We start from the raw sequence: 16,499 nt of genomic DNA, 5'->3' as shown, positions 1-16,499 counted from the left end.
GCGGATTTCACCGATGAGGATGACGTCCGGCGCCTGGCGCAGGGTGTTCTTCAAGGCCGCGTGGAAGCTGCGGGTATCCACCCCCACCTCCCGCTGGTTGATGATGCTCTTCTGGTGGCGATGGACGAACTCCACCGGATCCTCGATGGTGATGATGTGGCCGCCGCTGTTGCGGTTGCGATGATCGATGAGGGCCGCGAGCGACGTGGACTTGCCGGACCCCGTGCCGCCGACGAAGAGCACCAGACCCCGCTTCTCCATGATGGTGTCGAGGAGCACCGGAGGGAGTTTGAGATCCTCGAAGCGGGGGATCTCGGTCTTGATGTTGCGCGCCACCAGGGAGACTTCATTGCGCTGCTTGAAGATGTTGACCCGAAAACGGCCTATCTGGGGCAGGGAGATGGCGAGGTTCATCTCCAGCTCTTTCTCGAACTGCTGTTTCTGCTCGAGATCCATGATGTCGTAGGCGATGCGGGCCACCTCGCCCGGCCCCAGGGGCTCCTGGGTGAGGGGGCGCAGGGCGCCGTTGAACTTGGCGCAGGGGGGGGCGCCGGTGGAGAGATAGAGATCGGAACCGTCCTGTTTGGCCAGGATCTGCAGCATGTCTCTCAATTCCATGAGGGGCCTCGTCGCTCAAAGGGCTGGGGGATGATGAATGGCTTGAGTGTACAGCCTCAGGCGCCGGTCAGTTTTTCGCGGAACACAAAAAAGACCGCGCCCAGGATGCACAGACCCGCCCAGAGGTAGTCCCACTTCAGGTCTTCTTTCAGATAGAAGATGGAGAAGGGAACGAACACGGTGAGGGTGATCACCTCCTGCAGGATCTTGAGTTGCCCGACGGAGAGCACGGTGTGGCCGATGCGGTTGGCGGGCACCTGCAACAGGTATTCGAACAGGGCTATCCCCCAGCTCACCAGGGCGGCGATGATCCAGGGTTTGTGATTCATGCTCTTGAGATGGGCGTACCAGGCAAACGTCATGAAGACGTTGCTGCAGATGAGCAGGCCGATACTGGTCATGATGGGGTTCATTAGGTTCTCCTTTTAAATCAATGCATTTTATCTCGACTCCATGGGTTTTCATAAGTGGTGCTTGAGGGTATTTTTAGCTCACAAGGATGTAACAAAAGAAGGCGAAAGCTGGATGGGCAAGACAAGCTGGGGTGCGCTTTGTCTGTTGTTTGCCTGCTGGGCGCAAGGTGCGCCGACCCTGACGGTGGCCACCGATGTCTGGCCGCCGTTTCGCATGCTGGCAGAGAACGACGACTTCCAGGGGCTGGATATCGACATTCTGCGCCAGTTGCAGGCACGCAGCGGCATTGTGCTCACCCTCAAACGGGTGCCCTGGGGACGGGCACTCAAACAGATGCAGACCGGTCAGGTGGATCTGATGATAGGGCTGGCTCACACCGAGGAGCGGGCCGCCTTCATCAACTACCTGCAGCCGTCCTATTACCAGTGCCGGCCTGCCTTCTATGGCAAGCCCGCCGCCGTGGCCGGCCTCAGGCGCTACGAGGATCTGAGGGGCCGCGAGATTGGCTATGTGCTCAACTCCGCCTACTTCCCCCCCTTCGATGGCGACACCCAGCTCGACAAGCACGGGGTCCCCACCGAAGACCAGTTGCAGCGCATGGTGGAGCGGGGCCACCTGCCCCTGATGATAGGGACCGACTGCCAGGTGGATTACGCCCTGAGCCAGCGCAACGACGCCGGCCTCGTCAAGGCGCCCTTCCAGCCCCCCAACCCGGTGGTGCTCTACCTCGGGATGAGCAAGCACTCACCCCACCACGAGCTGGGCCCCAAGCTGGCGCAGGCGTTGCAAGCCATGGTGGAGAGCGGCGAGATAGCGGCGCTGGCCAAGCCCTACCAGCCTTGACCTTGGGTGGTAACGCGCTGTTATCATGCAGCTTTCCTGCCTGCCCCCCGGCGGGCCTCGCTTCTTGGGGATCCCGTGTATCTCGCTCTCATCCGTCGCCAGCAGCGCTGGCAGCGCCGCTGGCTGCTCCTGCTGTCGCTGCTGACCCTGGCCCTGTTCCTGCTCTCCCTCGCCCTCGGGGAGTTCGTGCTGCTGCCCTGGCAGCCGCTGGGGGATCTGGAGCTGCGCATCCTGCTGGAGTTGCGCCTGCCCCGCGCCCTGCTGGCCCTGCTGGCGGGGGCCTCCCTTGCCTGCGGCGGTGCCGTGCTCCAGGTGATGCTGCACAACCCGGTGGCGGAACCCGGCCTGCTCGGCGTCTCGAGCGGCGCTGGGCTGGCCGCCATGGTGGCGATGGCGGTGGCCAAGGGGCTCGGGCTCTATCTGCCGGGCTGGGGGCTGTCGCTGGCGGCCTTTGGCGGCGCCCTGGTGGTGACCATGCTGCTCATCCGTCTCGCACGTCGGGCACGGCTCGGCCATGGGCGGCTGCTGCTGTTCGGGGTCGCCATCGGCATCCTCACCAATGCGGCCATGACCTGGCTGATGTATTTCGCCGACGACGGCGCCTTGCGGGAATTCATGTTCTGGATGATGGGCAGCCTCGCCTACGGCAGCCAGCAGCTCGCCTGGTGGTGGCTGGTGCTGCCCCTCACCCTCGGCTGGCTCTGCTGGCAGGGGCGGGCACTGCAACAACTGCTGCTGGGAGAGACCCAGGCCCGCCTCATGGGGCTGAACGTGGACAGCATGCGGGTACGCCTGGTGCTGGCGGTCTGCCTGCTCACCGGGGTGGCGGTCTCCCTGTGCGGCGTCATCGGCTTCGTCGGCCTGGTGGTGCCTCACCTGCTGCGCCTGTGCGGTGGCAGCGATCAGCGCTTCCTGCTGCCCGCCTCGGCGCTGGGGGGCGGCGCCCTGCTGCTCGGGGCCGATCTGGTGGCCCGCTCGGCGCTGCACGCCGGTGAACTGCCCATCGGGGTCATCACTGCCTCGGTGGGCGCCCCGCTCTTTATCTATCTGCTGCTGAGGCAAGATGCCGATGTGTCCCGCTGATCCCGCCCCTTGGCGGCTGGAGGCCCGCGCCCTGGCCATCCCCCATCGCCTCGCCCCCCTGGATCTGGCCTGGTCCGGTGGTCAGCTGGTGGCCCTGCTCGGCCCCAACGGCAGCGGCAAGTCCTCCCTGCTCGGGGCCCTGGCGGGCCTGCTGCCCGCCGATGGCGCCGTCTTGCTGGGAGGAGAGGTCATCACGACCCTGAGCTGGCCCGAGCTTGCAACGCGGCGCGCCATGCTGCCCCAGCGCCAGCCCCAGCTGTTCCACATCCCGGTGTTCCAGGTGCTGAGCCTGGGGCTGGAGGAGGGGGGGCCCGATGCCCAGGCGCAGGCGGTGGCGGATGTGTGCGACGCCCTGGAACTGGCGCCTCTGCTGGCTCGGGACTTCAGCCGATTGTCCGGGGGGGAGCAGCAGCGGGTGCTGATCGCCCGCACCCTGCTGCAACTGTGGCCAAGCCTCAACCCGACCGGGCGGGTGCTGCTGCTGGACGAACCCCTGGCGGGGCTGGATCTGCATCACCAGATGGCGTTGCTGCGGCTGCTCAAGCAACTGGCCGCGCAGGGATTGCTGGTGGTGGTGGCGATCCACGACATCAATCTGGCCATCGACTGGGCGGATCGCGTGCTCTGCCTGCAACAGGGCCGCGTGGTGGGGGAAGGGGACGTCGGGATCATCGACGAGGCGCTGCTGGAGCGGGTGTTCCAGATCCGCACCGATCGTATCGAGGCAGCCGGCCGCACCTGGTTTATGCCGAGCTTGTGAGGCGGGCTTCCCCCTCATCCCCAGCTCTTCTCCCATTCTTTTGAAACAAGCGGGAGAAGGGAGCCGCTCCGTCTACCACGGATACAGCATTGAAAACCTGCTTAGGCTGAGTGAAGCCAAGGGGGCGAGTGAATCACTGTGGAAATGAAAAGAGCCAGGCATCCGTGATGCCTGGCTCTTTTGGTAGAGAGAGCGTTGAGCGGTTGCTCAGGCTTTCTGCTTGTTCAGCCGCACCTGGGCGGCTTCTGCCAGCATGGCCAGCAGGGTTTCGGTGTCACTCCACGACAGACAGGCATCGGTGATGCTCTGGCCGAAGGTGGCGGCACAGCCGTTCTCCACGTCCTGACGCCCTTCCACCAGGAAGCTCTCGGCCATGATGCCGGCGATGCCGGTGCGGCCGCGGCGCAGCTGATCGCAGATATCCTGGGCCACCAGCAGTTGGCGGCGGTGATCCTTCATGCTGTTGCCGTGGCTGAAGTCCACCACCAGGCGCTCCGGCAGGCCCACCTGGGCCAGAGCCTCGCACGCCTCGTCGATGCTGGCGGTGTCGTAGTTGGGACGGTGGCCGCCGCGCAGGATCACGTGGCCGTAGGGGTTGCCGGCGGTGCGGTAGATGGTCATCTTGCCGTCCTTGTCCGGGGAGTAGAAGATGTGGCTGTGACGGGCGGCGCGCACCGCATCAATGGCGATGCGGGTGTTGCCGTCGGTGCCGTTCTTGAACCCCACCGGGCAGGAGAGGGCGGAGGCCATCTCCCGGTGAACCTGGGACTCGGTGGTGCGCGCCCCGATGGCGCCCCAGGTGATGAGATCGCTGATGTACTGGCCGGTCACCATGTCGAGGAACTCGGTGGCGGTGGGCATGCCGGTCTCGTTGATGTCCACCAGCAGCTTGCGGGCCAGTTTGAGCCCTTCATTGACGTCGAAACTGCCGTCCAGGCGCGGATCATTGATGAGCCCCTTCCAGCCGACGATGGTGCGCGGCTTCTCGAAGTAGGTGCGCATCACGATGCACAGGCTCTCTTTGTACTCTTCACGCAGGGTGTTCAGACGCAGAGCGTATTCGTGGGCGGCGGCGGGATCGTGGATGGAGCAGGGGCCGACGATGACCAGCAGGCGCTGATCCTCACCGGACAGAATGGCTTCCACTTGGCGGCGGGCATCCAGCAGGTTCTGGGCGATGGTGTCGGTTAACGGGAAGGCGTGCGCCAGCTCGCTGGGGGTGATCAGGGCCTCCAGGCGACGGGTGCGCAATTCATCGGTGTGAATGGACATACGACTCAATTCTCGAGTGGATAAGGTGGGCGGGATGCCAAAATGCAAGGGAATAAAATAAAGCAAAAGTCACCCGATGGAAACCTTGGGCGGCTCTGATAGGATGTGAACCCAAAAGCCATTTCAAATGAGGTAGTTATCGTGGCAAAGCCAGGCGCGACCGGGATCACCCGCATCATCAACGCAACCGGTTACAGCATGAAAGGTCTCAAATCGGCCTGGATCAACGAGGCCGCCTTCCGCCAGGAGCTGCTGCTCATCCTGCTGCTGATGCCGCTGGCATTCTGGATAGGTGACTCCCTCAACGAGATCCTGCTGCTCGTCTGTATCAGCTGGCTGGTGGTGATCGTCGAGGTACTCAACTCCGCCGTGGAGGCGGTGGTGGATCGCATCGGCTCCGAGCATCACGAACTCTCGGGCCGCGCCAAGGATCTGGGCTCCGCCGCCGTCTTCATCGCCCTGGCCCTCAATGCCCTGGTGTGGGGCGCCCTGGTGGGCCGCAACCTGCTGGGCTGGTGGTAGGTTGCGAGAGCAAGCTTTCTTCTGACATAAAAAAGCCCGTCATCACGACGGGCTTTTTACTGCGCAGATAAGGGCTTATCAGTGCAGGATCCGGGCACGGATGGTGCCATTGATCTCTTTGAGACGGGCCAGGGCCTTCTCGCTGTGCTCGGTTTCGACGTCGATGACCACGTAACCGATCTCGCTGCTGGTCTGCAGGTACTGACCGGCGATGTTGATCCCCTCGTCGGCGAAGATCTGGTTGATCTGGTTCATCACGCCGGGCTGGTTGCGGTGAATGTGCAGCAGGCGGCTGGAGCCCTTGTGGCCGGGCAGGGAGACTTCCGGGAAGTTGACCGCGGAGAGGGTGGAGCCGTTGTCGGAGTATTTGACCAGCTTGTTGGCCACTTCCAGACCGATGTTCTCCTGGGCTTCCTGGGTGGAGCCGCCGATGTGGGGGGTCAGGATCACGTTGTCCAGGCCGCGCAGGGGGGTGAGGAACTCCTCGTCGTTGGACTTGGGCTCCACCGGGAAGACGTCGATGGCGGCGCCGGAGAGGTGGCCGCTCTTGATGACGTCGGCCAGGGCGTCGATGTCCACCACGGTGCCGCGGGAGGCGTTGATGAAGATGGCGCCCGGTTTCATCATGCGCAGTTGCTCTGCACCGATGAGATCCTTGGTGGAGGCGGTTTCCGGTACGTGCAGGCTGATGACGTCAGACATGTTGAGCAGCTCCACCAGGTTCGGCACCTGGATGGCGTTGCCAAGGGAGAGCTTGTTCTCGATGTCGTAGTAGTAGACCTTCATGCCGATCATCTCGGCGATGATGCCAAGCTGGGTACCGATGTGGCCGTAGCCGATGATGCCGAGCTTCTTGCCGCGGGCTTCGACACTGCGGTTGGCCAGCTTCTCCCAGACGCCGCGATGGCACTTGGCGTTCTTCTCGGGAATGCCGCGCAGCAGCAGCAGGATCTCCCCCAGTACCAGTTCGGCCACGGAGCGGGTGTTGGAGAAGGGGGCGTTGAAGACGGGGATGCCGCGCACGTGGGCGGCGTCGAGGGAGACCTGGTTGGTGCCGATGCAGAAGCAGCCGATGGCCACCAGCTTGGTTGCAGCATCCAGCACCTTCTCGGTAATCTGAGTGCGTGAACGCAGGCCCACGAAATGCACGTCACGAATGCGCTCGATCAACTCCTCTTCCGACAGGGACGTCTTCAGATATTCCACATTGGTGTAGCCGGCTGCCCGAAAGGTCTCCACCGTGTTGGGATGGACTCCCTCCAGCAGCAGTACCTTGATCTTATCCTTGTCCAGCGAAAACTTGGCTGTCATGACGTTCCCTCTATTGTTTTGAAAAATGCGTTCAGGCTTGCAGTGTGAAGAAAACCGTAAAGTAGCAAAAACGTTTGGGAGAGGGAATATTTGTGACGAAAGTCAAATTCTTTGAAGTTATCAACGATTGTTGCAGATGTGCTGCTACAAGCCATTGAGGGATAACCAGAAACGGCGCCATGAGGCGCCGTTGTCCATTTGGGGCAGTCAGATTGACTGACCGGGGCGGGGGCTTGCCCGGAGGGAGAGGTCCGGGGAGCAGGCCTTAGTTGGTGATCACACCCTCGGGGGTGCCGATCAGCACAACGTCGGCGCCACGGTGGGCGAACAGGCCGTTGGTGACCACGCCCACGATGCTGTTGAGGCGGGTTTCCAGAGCCTTGGCATCGGTGATGGCCATGCCCTTGACGTCCAGGATGATGTTGCCGTTGTCGGTCACCACCCCTTCACGCCACACCGGGTTGCCGCCAAGGGCGCGGATCTCGCGGGCCACGTATTCGCGGGCCATGGGGATCACTTCCACCGGCAGGGGGAAGGTGCCCAGCACGTCGACGGTCTTGGTGTTGTCGATGATGCAGATGAACTGGTCGGCCACGGCGGCGACGATCTTCTCGCGGGTCAGGGCGGCGCCGCCCCCCTTGATCATGTCGCGGCTGGCGTTGATCTCGTCGGCACCATCCACGTAGACGGAGAGGGCATCGATGTCGTTGAGGTCAAACACCGGGATGCCGAGACCCTTGAGGCGCTCGGTGGAGGCGATGGAGCTCGACACCGCGCCCTTGATCTGGTCTTTCATGGTCGCCAGTGCGTCGATGAAGTGATTGACGGTAGAGCCGGTGCCCACCCCGACGATGGTGCCGGGTACCACGTATTTGAGCGCAGCCCAACCGGCCGCCTTCTTCATTTCATCTTGAGTCATGATGGATCCTTATGGAAAAAGCGGGCGCATTATATCCAAGCATCCCCCCCAGAGCGACCATGGTGCTCACGTTCCGGCGCAAAAATCCCCAAGATGTAAATCGTTTGCCTGTTTATTGAACCGAAGGGGGCGCCCCCGCCTCATCAGGCAAAGTGCCAGCTGCGGCTGGGGGTGATGATCTGGGGGAGCGGCACGTCCCACTGTTCCCGGGGGACGGCATCCACCTGCTGGCAATCGTGGGCGAGCCCCAGGGGTCTTGGGCCGAGCTGGTGCTCGTGCCAGCAGGCGAGGGTGCGATCGTAGTAGCCGCCCCCCATGCCGAGGCGGTTGCCAGCCTCATCGAAGGCCACCAGCGGGGTGCAGATGATGTCCAGCATGCTGTGGGGCAGTACCTGCTGCACGTCGAGCTCGGGCTCTGCGATGCCGTAGCGGTTGCGGGTCATGGGGGTGGTGGCGGTGTAGCGCAAGAAGAGCAGGTGGCCCGGGGTGAAGGGGTGCAGCACCGGCAGGTAGACCTCCTTTTGCCGGGCCCACAGCCAGTGGATGGCGGGCAGGGGATCGAGCTCCCCGTCGTTGGCCAGATAGAGGGCGATGCGCCTGGCCGCGAGGATGCCGAGGTGTTCCTGGAAGCGCTCGACCAGCTGCTGGGCCGCGGCCTGCTGCTCGGCCTGGCTCAGGCTTTTTCTGCGCTGGCGAATGAGCTGGCGCAGGTTCTGTCGTTCGGGTTGGGTATCCGGCATGGGGACTCCTGGGCAAAGGTGGGCTGGCGCTACCTTAGCAAGGGGCCGACGGGATGAAAAGCCGATGGCGGGGCCGCCAGCCGGGCGGCCCCTGAGGTCAGGCGTCAGGAACGGTGGGGGGCGGGAGCCACTGCACCCATCTGGTGCTTGAGGAAAACGGCCACGATGGCGGCCAGGGCCAGCGCCATGGGGTAGAAGCTCATGCTCACGACCAGGATCGGCGAGAGGGCGAAGATGGAACCCAGCAGCAGCGCCTGGGCGCCCCAGGGGATGAGCCCCTGTACCACGCAGGAGAAGATGTCCAGCATGGAGGCGGCGCGGCGCGGGGTGACCCCGTGATGGTCCGCCAGATCCCTGGCCACCTTGCTCGCGACTATGATGGCCACGGTGTTGTTGGCGGTGCACAGGTTGGTGAGGCTCACCACGCCGGCGATGCCGAGCTCGGCCGCCTTCTCGTTCTGCTCGCCATCGTGGTGGCGGGTGAAGCGGGCAATCAGGGCGGCGATGCGCTCATTTATCCAGGCGAGCCCCCCCTGGCGTTCCATCAGGGCACCCAGACCGCCGATGAGCATGGAGAGCAGGAAGATCTCCTGCATGCTGGTAAAGCCCTGATAGATGTCCTTGCTGAACTGGCCGAGGGAGTAGCTGCCAAGCAGCCCCACGCCACCGGCCGCCAGGATGCCGAGCCCCAGTACCATGAAGACGTTCATGCCAGAGAGGGCCAGCACCAGGATCAGCAGATAGGGGGCGACCTTGAGCAAGTCCGCCTCGGCGGTGGGGGCCGGCGCTTCACCGGTGGAGCCCAGCACCAGATAGAGCAGGATCACCAGCACGGCGGCGGGGGCGGCAATCTTGATGTTCTCGCGAAACTTGTCCTTCATCTCGCAGCCCTGGCTGCGGGTGGCAGCGATGGTGGTGTCTGAGATGATGGAGAGGTTGTCGCCGAACATGGCGCCGGAGAGGATGGTCCCCGCCATCAGCATCGGATCGATGCCGGCGGCCTGGGCGACGCCCAGCGCCACCGGTGCCACGGCGCCGATGGTGCCCATGGAGGTACCCATGGCGGTGGCAATGAAGGCAGAGATGAGGAAGAGCCCCGGCAGCAGGCACCAGCCCGGAATGAGGGAGAGGCCGAGGGCGACCGTGGCATCCACCCCGCCGGTGGCCTTGGCCACGGTGGCGAAGGCGCCCGCCAGCAAATAGATGAGGCACATGGCCATGATGTTGCTCTCGCCCACCCCCTTGAAGAAGGTCTCGAGGTTCTTGTTGAACCCCTCGCGTCCCATCAGCAGGGCCAGCATGACGGCAGGCAGGGCGGCAACGGGGGCGGGGAGCTGGTAGAAGGCAAACTCGACCCCCTGCAGGGTCAGCCAGGTACCGGTTCCGATGAAGAGGGCAAGAAAGACCAGAAGGGGCAGCAGGGCTCTGGCACGGGGTTGGGTCTGGATCATGTGTTCCTCGAAACTTGAACAATGACCTCCTGTCGTTGCCTGTGGCGCCTCCGGGGCGGGCACAGGGCGGGCATCCTGCCACCATGGGGGGCCAACAGTAGTGAGTCGGCCCGCCCGGGTCAAGATAGCCGTCCAGATGGATAGGGCTTTTTGCTTCGTGATTCTGACTTGTCTGGTTATTCCGTTATTTATTCTGTTTTTATTGAATTTATCGTTTAAATGTCGGGGTGGTTTGGCGGGCCAGATCGGGCTTTTCAAAGGGGACGCGGGCTGGTAAAACGGTCTCTTTCCATAATAAAGAGATGAGAGGGTGGAGATGGACAATCCGATCCGTGTGGCCGTGATGGGCTGTAATGGTCGTATGGGCAAGGTGCTGCTGGAGGCTATCGCCAACGCCGAGGGCGTGGTGGTGGGAGCGGCGCTGGAACGACCGGGCTCTGCCGTGATCGGTCTGGATGCGGGTGAACTCAACGGCCTGGGGCGCCTTGGCGTCATCATCAGCGACAGTCTGGAGAAGGTGAAGGACGAGTTCGATCTCATCATCGACTTCACCCGCCCCGAGGTGACTCTGGCGAACCTCGCCTTTGCACTGGCGCATGGCAAGCAGATGGTTATCGGCACCACCGGCTTTGACGAGGCGGGCAAGGCGGCCCTGCACGAGGCGGGCAAGCAGATCGGCATCGTCTTCGCCTCCAACTACTCGGTCGGGGTCAACCTGGTGTTCAAGCTGTTGGAGCAGGCGGCCAGGGTGATGGGGGAGTACACCGACATCGAGATCATCGAGGGGCACCACAGACACAAGGTGGATGCACCGTCCGGCACCGCGCTCTCCATGGGGGAAGTGGTGGCGAAAACCCTGGGCCGGGATCTGAAAGAGTGCGCCGTCTATGGCCGTGAGGGGATCACCGGTGAGCGGGATCGCAACACCATCGGCTTTGCCACCATCCGCGCCGGCGATCTGGTGGGGGAGCACACCGTTATGTTCGCCGACATCGGCGAGCGGGTCGAGATCAGCCACAAGGCTTCCAGCCGTTTGACCTTCGCCAACGGTGCAGTGCGGGCGGGCAAGTGGCTCGGCCAGCAAGAGGCCGGTCTCTATGACATGCAGGATGTGCTCGGTCTGAAATAAACCGTCTTCAGGGGGAGTGCAGACTCCCGTACTGGTTGCCAAACCCCGGTCCGCCGGGGTTTTTTGTCACTTTTTTGTAGAAATAAGCCTTAATCATCACTTTTTGAGTGAACCTCGCTAAATCCTGCCATTCTTACAAGCCTGCCACCCTCTTGCGACAAAAATGTCATCAAGGGGTAACGGGTTTGGGTCTCAATATTCCCCTGCGGGGGGCATTTCGCCCTGATGTGAAATAGACTAAAAATGCAACCAAAGAAAAACGTTTTCTATTTTTTGCGTTCACTTTTCTGGCTTCAAATGGTGTTTTTGATGTTGTGTTGTTTATTTTTTAATTTTCTATCTTGCTGTTTACTAAGTGGTAAATCTGGTTTTTTGTACGTTGCACGGCATCGGGTGTCGCTTTGTGGTCTGTGTTTGGCTTTTCTTTTTGAAGAGGGGGTTGCAAAGCAATCGAGTGCATAGATAATGGGTAATGTTGCTTGTTTATTGAATTTAGATGCATTTCAAACGAGAAAAGACGTTGAAATGAGATCGTTTTTAAGTAGAATGCGCCCAATTTGCCAGAAATCTGCCGGGTTCGAGTCCTGTCAAAGACCGGAACCGAGCCCGCAACACCCAGGTAAATTGCTGAATTTAAAGCTAAATAACTGGAGGTTGTCTTGAATCACACTGCATTGCTAGTGCTGGAAGATGGAACTGTGTTCAAAGGCGTGTCGATAGGCGCCGAGGGATGTTCCGTTGGTGAAGTGGTTTTCAACACGTCGATGACGGGTTATCAGGAAATCCTCACAGATCCCTCCTATTCCCGTCAGATCGTTACCCTCACTTACCCCCATATAGGCAACACCGGCACCAACAGCGAAGATGAAGAGTCCAGTCAGGTCCATGCTCAGGGCCTCATCATCCGGGACCTTCCGATACTGGCCTCCAACTTCCGCAATCAGCAATCCCTCTCCGATTACCTCAAGTCTCACAACATCGTTGGCATCGCCGACATCGACACCCGCAAGCTGACCCGCATCCTGCGTGAAAAAGGCGCACAGGCCGGTTGCATCCTGGCCGGCAAGCAGCTCGATGAAGCCCATGCCCTCGAACAGGCCCGCGCCTTCCCCGGTTTGAAGGGGATGGACCTGGCCAAGGAAGTGACCGTGAGCGAATCCTACAGCTGGACTGAAGGCAGCTGGCAGCTCGGCAAGGGTCACGTCACCCCGGCGGCCGATGAGCTGAAATACCATGTGGTGGCCTACGACTTTGGCGTGAAGCGCAACATCCTGCGCATGCTGGTGGACCGTGGCTGCCGCCTGACCGTGGTGCCGGCCAAGACCCCGGCCGCCGAGGTACTGGCGATGAACCCGGATGGCATCTTCCTCTCCAACGGCCCCGGCGACCCCGAGCCGTGCGACTACGCCATCGAAGCTATCAAGGCTTTCCTTGATACCAGCACCCCGGTGTTCGGTATCTGCCTGGGCCACCAGTTGCTGGGTCTGGCCTCCGGCGCCAAGACCATCAAGATGAAGTTCGGCCACCACGGTGCCAACCACCCGGTGAAGAGTCTGGACGACAACACCGTGATGATCACCGCCCAGAACCACGGCTTTGCGGTGGACGAGCAGACCCTGCCCGAGTGCCTGCGTGCCACCCACGTCTCCCTGTTCGATGGGTCGCTCCAGGGCATCCATCGCACCGACCGTCCGGCCTTCAGCTTCCAGGGTCACCCCGAAGCGAGCCCGGGCCCGCACGATTGTGCCGGTCTGTTCGACCACTTTATTGAATTGATTAAGCAGTATCGCGCCTAAGAGGATAAAGAGAGCCATGCCAAAACGTAACGACCTACAGAGCATCCTGATCCTCGGCGCCGGCCCCATCGTCATCGGTCAGGCCTGCGAATTCGACTACTCCGGCGCCCAGGCGTGCAAGGCCCTGAAAGAAGAGGGCTACCGCGTCATCCTGGTGAACTCCAACCCGGCCACCATCATGACCGACCCGGAGATGGCCGACGCCACCTACATCGAGCCCATCACCTGGGAAGTGGTGCGCGAGATCATCAAGAAAGAGCGCCCGGACGCCATCCTGCCCACCATGGGTGGTCAGACTGCGCTGAACTGCGCCCTGGCGCTGGAGCAGCATGGCGTGCTCAAGGAGTTCGGTGTCGAGATGATCGGCGCCACCGCCGACGCCATCGACAAGGCCGAGGATCGCTCCCGCTTTGACAAGGCCATGCGCAGCATCGGTCTCGAGTGCCCCCGTGCCGGCATCGCCCACAACATGGAAGAGGCCTGGGGCGTGCAGCAGATGGTAGGCTTCCCCTGCATCATCCGTCCCTCCTTTACCATGGGTGGCTCGGGCGGCGGCATCGCCTACAACACCGAAGAGTTCGTGGAGATCTGCGAGCGCGGTCTGGATCTCTCCCCGACCAAGGAGCTGCTCATCGACGAGTCGCTCATCGGCTGGAAAGAGTACGAGATGGAAGTGGTGCGGGATCGCAACGACAACTGCATCATCGTCTGCGCCATCGAAAACTTCGACCCCATGGGCATCCACACCGGTGACTCCATCACGGTCGCGCCAGCCCAGACGCTGACCGACAAGGAGTACCAGATCATGCGCAACGCCTCCATGGCGGTGCTGCGCGAGATCGGTGTCGAGACCGGCGGCTCCAACGTCCAGTTCGGCATCAACCCCAAAGACGGCCGCATGGTCATCATCGAGATGAACCCGCGGGTGTCGCGCTCCTCTGCGCTGGCCTCCAAGGCGACCGGCTTCCCCATCGCCAAGATCGCCGCCAAGCTCGCCATCGGTTACACCCTGGACGAGCTGATGAACGACATCACCGGCGGTCGTACCCCGGCCTCCTTCGAGCCGGCCATCGACTACGTGGTGACCAAGGTGCCGCGCTTCAACTTCGAGAAGTTCGCCGGTGCCAACGACCGTCTGACCACCCAGATGAAGTCCGTCGGTGAAGTGATGGCCATCGGCCGTAACTTCCAGGAGTCCCTGCACAAGGCCCTGCGTGGTCTCGAGACCGGCAAGACCGGCTTCGACCCCATGGTTGACCTGAACGCCCCCGACTCCCTGACCCGCATCCGTCACGAGCTGCAGGATGCTGGTGCCGAGCGCATCTTCTACATCGCCGACGCCTTCCGCGCCGGCCTCTCCATGGACGGCGTGTTCAAGCTGACCAAGATTGACCCCTGGTTCCTGGTCCAGATTGAAGAGCTGGTCAAGCTGGAAGAGCAGGTGAAAGAGCGCGGCATGGCCGGTCTCGACGCCGACTTCCTGCGCGCCCTCAAGCGCAAAGGCTTTGCCGACGCCCGTCTGGCCAAGATCCTCGGCGTGGCCGAAGGTGAAGTGCGTAAATTGCGTGCCCGCCACAACATCTTCCCGGTCTACAAGCGGGTCGATACCTGCGCGGCCGAGTTCGCCACCAACACAGCCTACATGTACTCCAGCTACGACGAGGAGTGCGAGGCCAACCCCACCAACCGCGACAAGATCATGGTCATCGGTGGCGGCCCGAACCGTATCGGTCAGGGCATCGAGTTCGACTATTGCTGTGTGCACGCGGCCCTGGCCCTGCGCGAAGACGGTTACGAGACCATCATGGTCAACTGCAACCCTGAGACCGTCTCCACCGACTACGATACCTCCGACCGTCTCTACTTCGAGCCGGTGACCCTGGAAGACGTGCTGGAAATCGTGCGGGTCGAGCAGCCCAAGGGCGTCATCGTCCAGTACGGCGGCCAGACTCCGCTGAAACTGGCGCGGGCATTGGAAGCGAACGGCGTGCCGGTCATCGGGACCAGCCCGGATGCCATCGACCGCGCGGAAGATCGCGAGCGCTTCCAGTCCGCCGTCGAGCGCCTGGGGCTCAAGCAGCCGGAAAACGGCACCGTCACCGCCCTGGAGCAGGCCGTGCAACTGGCCACGCGCATCACCTACCCGCTGGTGGTTCGCCCCTCCTACGTGCTGGGTGGCCGCGCCATGGAAATCGTCTATGACGAGCAGGACCTGCGCCGCTACTTCGCCGAGGCAGTGAGCGTCTCCAACGAGTCGCCGGTGCTGCTGGACCGCTTCCTGGACGACGCCACCGAGGTGGACGTGGACGCCATCTGCGACGGCGTTGACGTGGTCATCGGCGGCATCATGGAGCACATCGAACAGGCCGGTATCCACTCCGGTGACTCCGCCTGCTCCCTGCCGCCCTACACCCTGTCCAAGGCCATCCAGGACGAGATGCGCGAGCAGGTACGCAAGCTGGCGCTGGAACTCGGCGTGGTGGGCTTGATGAACGTGCAGTTCGCGGTGAAAGACAACGAGATCTACCTCATCGAGGTGAACCCCCGTGCCGCCCGTACCGTGCCCTTCGTCTCCAAGGCCACCGGCGCTCCGCTGGCGAAGATTGCCGCCCGCGTCATGGCCGGTCAGAGCCTGAAAGAACAGGGCTTCACCACCGAGATCATCCCGCCCTACTACTCGGTGAAGGAAGTGGTACTGCCGTTCGCCAAGTTCCCGGGTGTGGACCCGCTGCTGGGGCCGGAAATGCGCTCCACCGGTGAAGTCATGGGGGTGGGCAGCAGCTTCGCCGAGGCCTATGCCAAGGCGCAGCTGGGTGCCGGTCACCAGGTTCCGAGCGAAGGTCGCGCCCTCTTGTCCGTTCGCCACGGCGACAAGGAGCGGGTGGTCAACCTGGCCGCCAAGCTGCTGGAGCTGGGTTATGACCTCGACGCCACCCACGGCACCGCCGTGACCTTGGGCGAGGCGAGCATCAACCCGCGTCTGGTGAACAAGGTGCACGAGGGTCGTCCGCACATTCTGGATCGCATCAAGAATGGCGAGTACACCTACATCGTCAACACCGCCGAGGGTCGTCAGGCCATCGAGGACTCCAAGCAGCTGCGCCGTGGCGCCCTGCAGCACAAGGTGGCTTACACCACCACGCTGCACGCGGCCTTCGCCACCTGCATGGCCATCAGTGTCGATGCCACCGCAAATGTGAACTCAGTGCAGGAGCTGCATGAGAAGGTGAACAACCGCTAAGAGCTCCGGCAGCACGCTGCCCGCTCGATGCACGCAAACCCCGCCAGCGATGGCGGGGTTTTTTATTGCCTGCGCCCTGCCACTCCCGGGGAAACGCCTTCAAGGAAGATGGGTGAGATGGCGAATAATTCATCATGGGTGGTGATACTCACCCCATGAATGAACTTTCACTGCATCAATATTGCTGAATTGGCATGATGGGGTGCAATCTTCGCAATCTCTCGCCCCCACGACCTCCCTATACTGGGTGCTCATACAAACAAGGTCGTCTGCGCCGACACACCAAAAGGTGGCGTGCGAGAGGATCAGCGCCCGCAGCCCGATCCGGCTGCCGTGGCCGGCCCCGGTGACCGACGGGGGCCGCAGGAAAACCGGTCGCGGGGTTACCGCCGCGCGACTC

Annotated in this window: 13 protein-coding genes and 1 pseudogene; 7 read left to right on the top strand and 7 right to left on the bottom strand. The window is 62.4% G+C overall.

Features of this window, described 5'->3' with window-relative positions; genetic code table 11:
• Window positions 1–618: pseudogene (gene tapW, locus BN1120_RS03055) on the bottom strand (type IVa pilus ATPase TapW); the annotation flags it as partial.
• Between the two features lie 56 nt (window positions 619–674).
• A complete protein-coding gene (locus BN1120_RS03050; RefSeq protein WP_010675200.1) occupies window positions 675–1,031 on the bottom strand; it encodes a DMT family protein in 357 nt (118 codons plus the stop codon).
• A gap of 112 nt (window positions 1,032–1,143) precedes the next feature.
• Between BN1120_RS03050 and BN1120_RS03045 the strand changes: the two genes are divergently transcribed.
• The 3 genes from BN1120_RS03045 (at window position 1,144) to BN1120_RS03035 (ending at window position 3,718) form a co-directional block, all read left to right on the top strand.
• Window positions 1,144–1,875: a substrate-binding periplasmic protein gene (locus BN1120_RS03045; RefSeq protein WP_042014691.1), complete on the top strand. Its 732-nt coding sequence runs from the start codon at window positions 1,144–1,146 to the stop codon at window positions 1,873–1,875.
• Window positions 1,876–1,950: 75 nt separating this feature from the next.
• On the top strand, window positions 1,951–2,958 hold the full coding sequence (btuC, locus tag BN1120_RS03040) for a vitamin B12 ABC transporter permease BtuC (protein ID WP_039041213.1): 1,008 nt from the start codon (window positions 1,951–1,953) through the stop codon (window positions 2,956–2,958).
• Window positions 2,945–3,718: an ATP-binding cassette domain-containing protein gene (locus BN1120_RS03035; RefSeq protein WP_042014689.1), complete on the top strand. Its 774-nt coding sequence runs from the start codon at window positions 2,945–2,947 to the stop codon at window positions 3,716–3,718. The genes btuC and BN1120_RS03035 overlap by 14 nt, the downstream gene beginning before the upstream one ends.
• Window positions 3,719–3,925: 207 nt before the next feature.
• Here the strand turns inward: BN1120_RS03035 and BN1120_RS03030 are convergent, their stop codons facing one another.
• Window positions 3,926–4,990: a 3-deoxy-7-phosphoheptulonate synthase gene (locus tag BN1120_RS03030; RefSeq protein WP_042014687.1), complete on the bottom strand. Its 1,065-nt coding sequence runs from the start codon at window positions 4,988–4,990 to the stop codon at window positions 3,926–3,928.
• Window positions 4,991–5,131: 141 nt separating this feature from the next.
• Here BN1120_RS03030 and BN1120_RS03025 point away from each other — a divergent pair, with 141 nt between their 5' ends.
• Window positions 5,132–5,512 carry a diacylglycerol kinase gene (locus BN1120_RS03025; RefSeq protein ID WP_039040385.1) on the top strand — a complete coding sequence of 127 codons (381 nt, stop codon included), beginning with the start codon at window positions 5,132–5,134 and terminating at the stop codon, window positions 5,510–5,512.
• A gap of 78 nt (window positions 5,513–5,590) precedes the next feature.
• On the opposite strand, the gene serA is transcribed toward BN1120_RS03025, so the two are convergent.
• The 4 genes from serA to BN1120_RS03005 all read right to left on the bottom strand — a co-directional run bounded on the left by serA (window position 5,591) and on the right by BN1120_RS03005 (window position 9,933).
• Window positions 5,591–6,823, bottom strand: coding sequence for a phosphoglycerate dehydrogenase (gene serA / locus BN1120_RS03020; RefSeq protein ID WP_039040384.1), 1,233 nt, complete (start codon window positions 6,821–6,823; stop codon window positions 5,591–5,593).
• 265 nt (window positions 6,824–7,088) lie between these two features.
• Window positions 7,089–7,742 carry a ribose-5-phosphate isomerase RpiA gene (rpiA, locus tag BN1120_RS03015; RefSeq protein ID WP_039040383.1) on the bottom strand — a complete coding sequence of 218 codons (654 nt, stop codon included), beginning with the start codon at window positions 7,740–7,742 and terminating at the stop codon, window positions 7,089–7,091.
• A gap of 143 nt (window positions 7,743–7,885) precedes the next feature.
• Entirely contained in the window at window positions 7,886–8,482 is a 597-nt protein-coding gene (locus BN1120_RS03010; protein WP_042014685.1) for a 5-formyltetrahydrofolate cyclo-ligase, read from the bottom strand.
• Window positions 8,483–8,586: 104 nt separating this feature from the next.
• Window positions 8,587–9,933: a Na+/H+ antiporter NhaC family protein gene (locus tag BN1120_RS03005; RefSeq protein WP_042014683.1), complete on the bottom strand. Its 1,347-nt coding sequence runs from the start codon at window positions 9,931–9,933 to the stop codon at window positions 8,587–8,589.
• 316 nt (window positions 9,934–10,249) lie between these two features.
• Between BN1120_RS03005 and dapB the strand changes: the two genes are divergently transcribed.
• The 3 genes from dapB to carB all read left to right on the top strand — a co-directional run bounded on the left by dapB (window position 10,250) and on the right by carB (window position 16,099).
• Entirely contained in the window at window positions 10,250–11,062 is an 813-nt protein-coding gene (dapB, locus tag BN1120_RS03000) for a 4-hydroxy-tetrahydrodipicolinate reductase (RefSeq protein WP_041213393.1), read from the top strand.
• Between the two features lie 659 nt (window positions 11,063–11,721).
• Complete coding sequence (gene carA, locus BN1120_RS02995) at window positions 11,722–12,858, top strand: glutamine-hydrolyzing carbamoyl-phosphate synthase small subunit (protein ID WP_010675189.1); 1,137 nt, start codon at window positions 11,722–11,724, stop codon at window positions 12,856–12,858.
• A 16-nt stretch (window positions 12,859–12,874) separates the two neighbouring features.
• Complete coding sequence (gene carB / locus BN1120_RS02990; RefSeq protein WP_010675188.1) at window positions 12,875–16,099, top strand: carbamoyl-phosphate synthase large subunit; 3,225 nt, start codon at window positions 12,875–12,877, stop codon at window positions 16,097–16,099.
• Window positions 16,100–16,499 lie beyond the last annotated feature (400 nt).

Origin of the sequence: Aeromonas caviae (assembly GCF_000819785.1) — a bacterium.
Classification (GTDB): Bacteria; Pseudomonadota; Gammaproteobacteria; order Enterobacterales; family Aeromonadaceae; genus Aeromonas; species Aeromonas caviae.
The sequence above is the reverse complement of the archived record's forward strand: the minus strand, read 5'-3'. Positions and strand labels throughout refer to the sequence as shown.

Bases quoted from the DNA above. Each gene is read 5' to 3' on its own strand.
- BN1120_RS03050 (WP_010675200.1), bottom strand. From the start codon at position 1,031: ATGAACCCCATCATGACCAGTATCGGCCTGCTCATCTGCAGCAACGTC.
- BN1120_RS03045 (WP_042014691.1), top strand. From the start codon at position 1,144: ATGGGCAAGACAAGCTGGGGTGCGCTTTGTCTGTTGTTTGCCTGCTGG.
- BN1120_RS03035 (WP_042014689.1), top strand. From the start codon at position 2,945: ATGTGTCCCGCTGATCCCGCCCCTTGGCGGCTGGAGGCCCGCGCCCTG.
- BN1120_RS03030 (WP_042014687.1), bottom strand. From the start codon at position 4,990: ATGTCCATTCACACCGATGAATTGCGCACCCGTCGCCTGGAGGCCCTG.
- serA (WP_039040384.1), bottom strand. From the start codon at position 6,823: ATGACAGCCAAGTTTTCGCTGGACAAGGATAAGATCAAGGTACTGCTG.
- rpiA (WP_039040383.1), bottom strand. From the start codon at position 7,742: ATGACTCAAGATGAAATGAAGAAGGCGGCCGGTTGGGCTGCGCTCAAA.
- BN1120_RS03010 (WP_042014685.1), bottom strand. From the start codon at position 8,482: ATGCCGGATACCCAACCCGAACGACAGAACCTGCGCCAGCTCATTCGC.
- BN1120_RS03005 (WP_042014683.1), bottom strand. From the start codon at position 9,933: ATGATCCAGACCCAACCCCGTGCCAGAGCCCTGCTGCCCCTTCTGGTC.
- dapB (WP_041213393.1), top strand. From the start codon at position 10,250: ATGGACAATCCGATCCGTGTGGCCGTGATGGGCTGTAATGGTCGTATG.
- carB (WP_010675188.1), top strand. From the start codon at position 12,875: ATGCCAAAACGTAACGACCTACAGAGCATCCTGATCCTCGGCGCCGGC.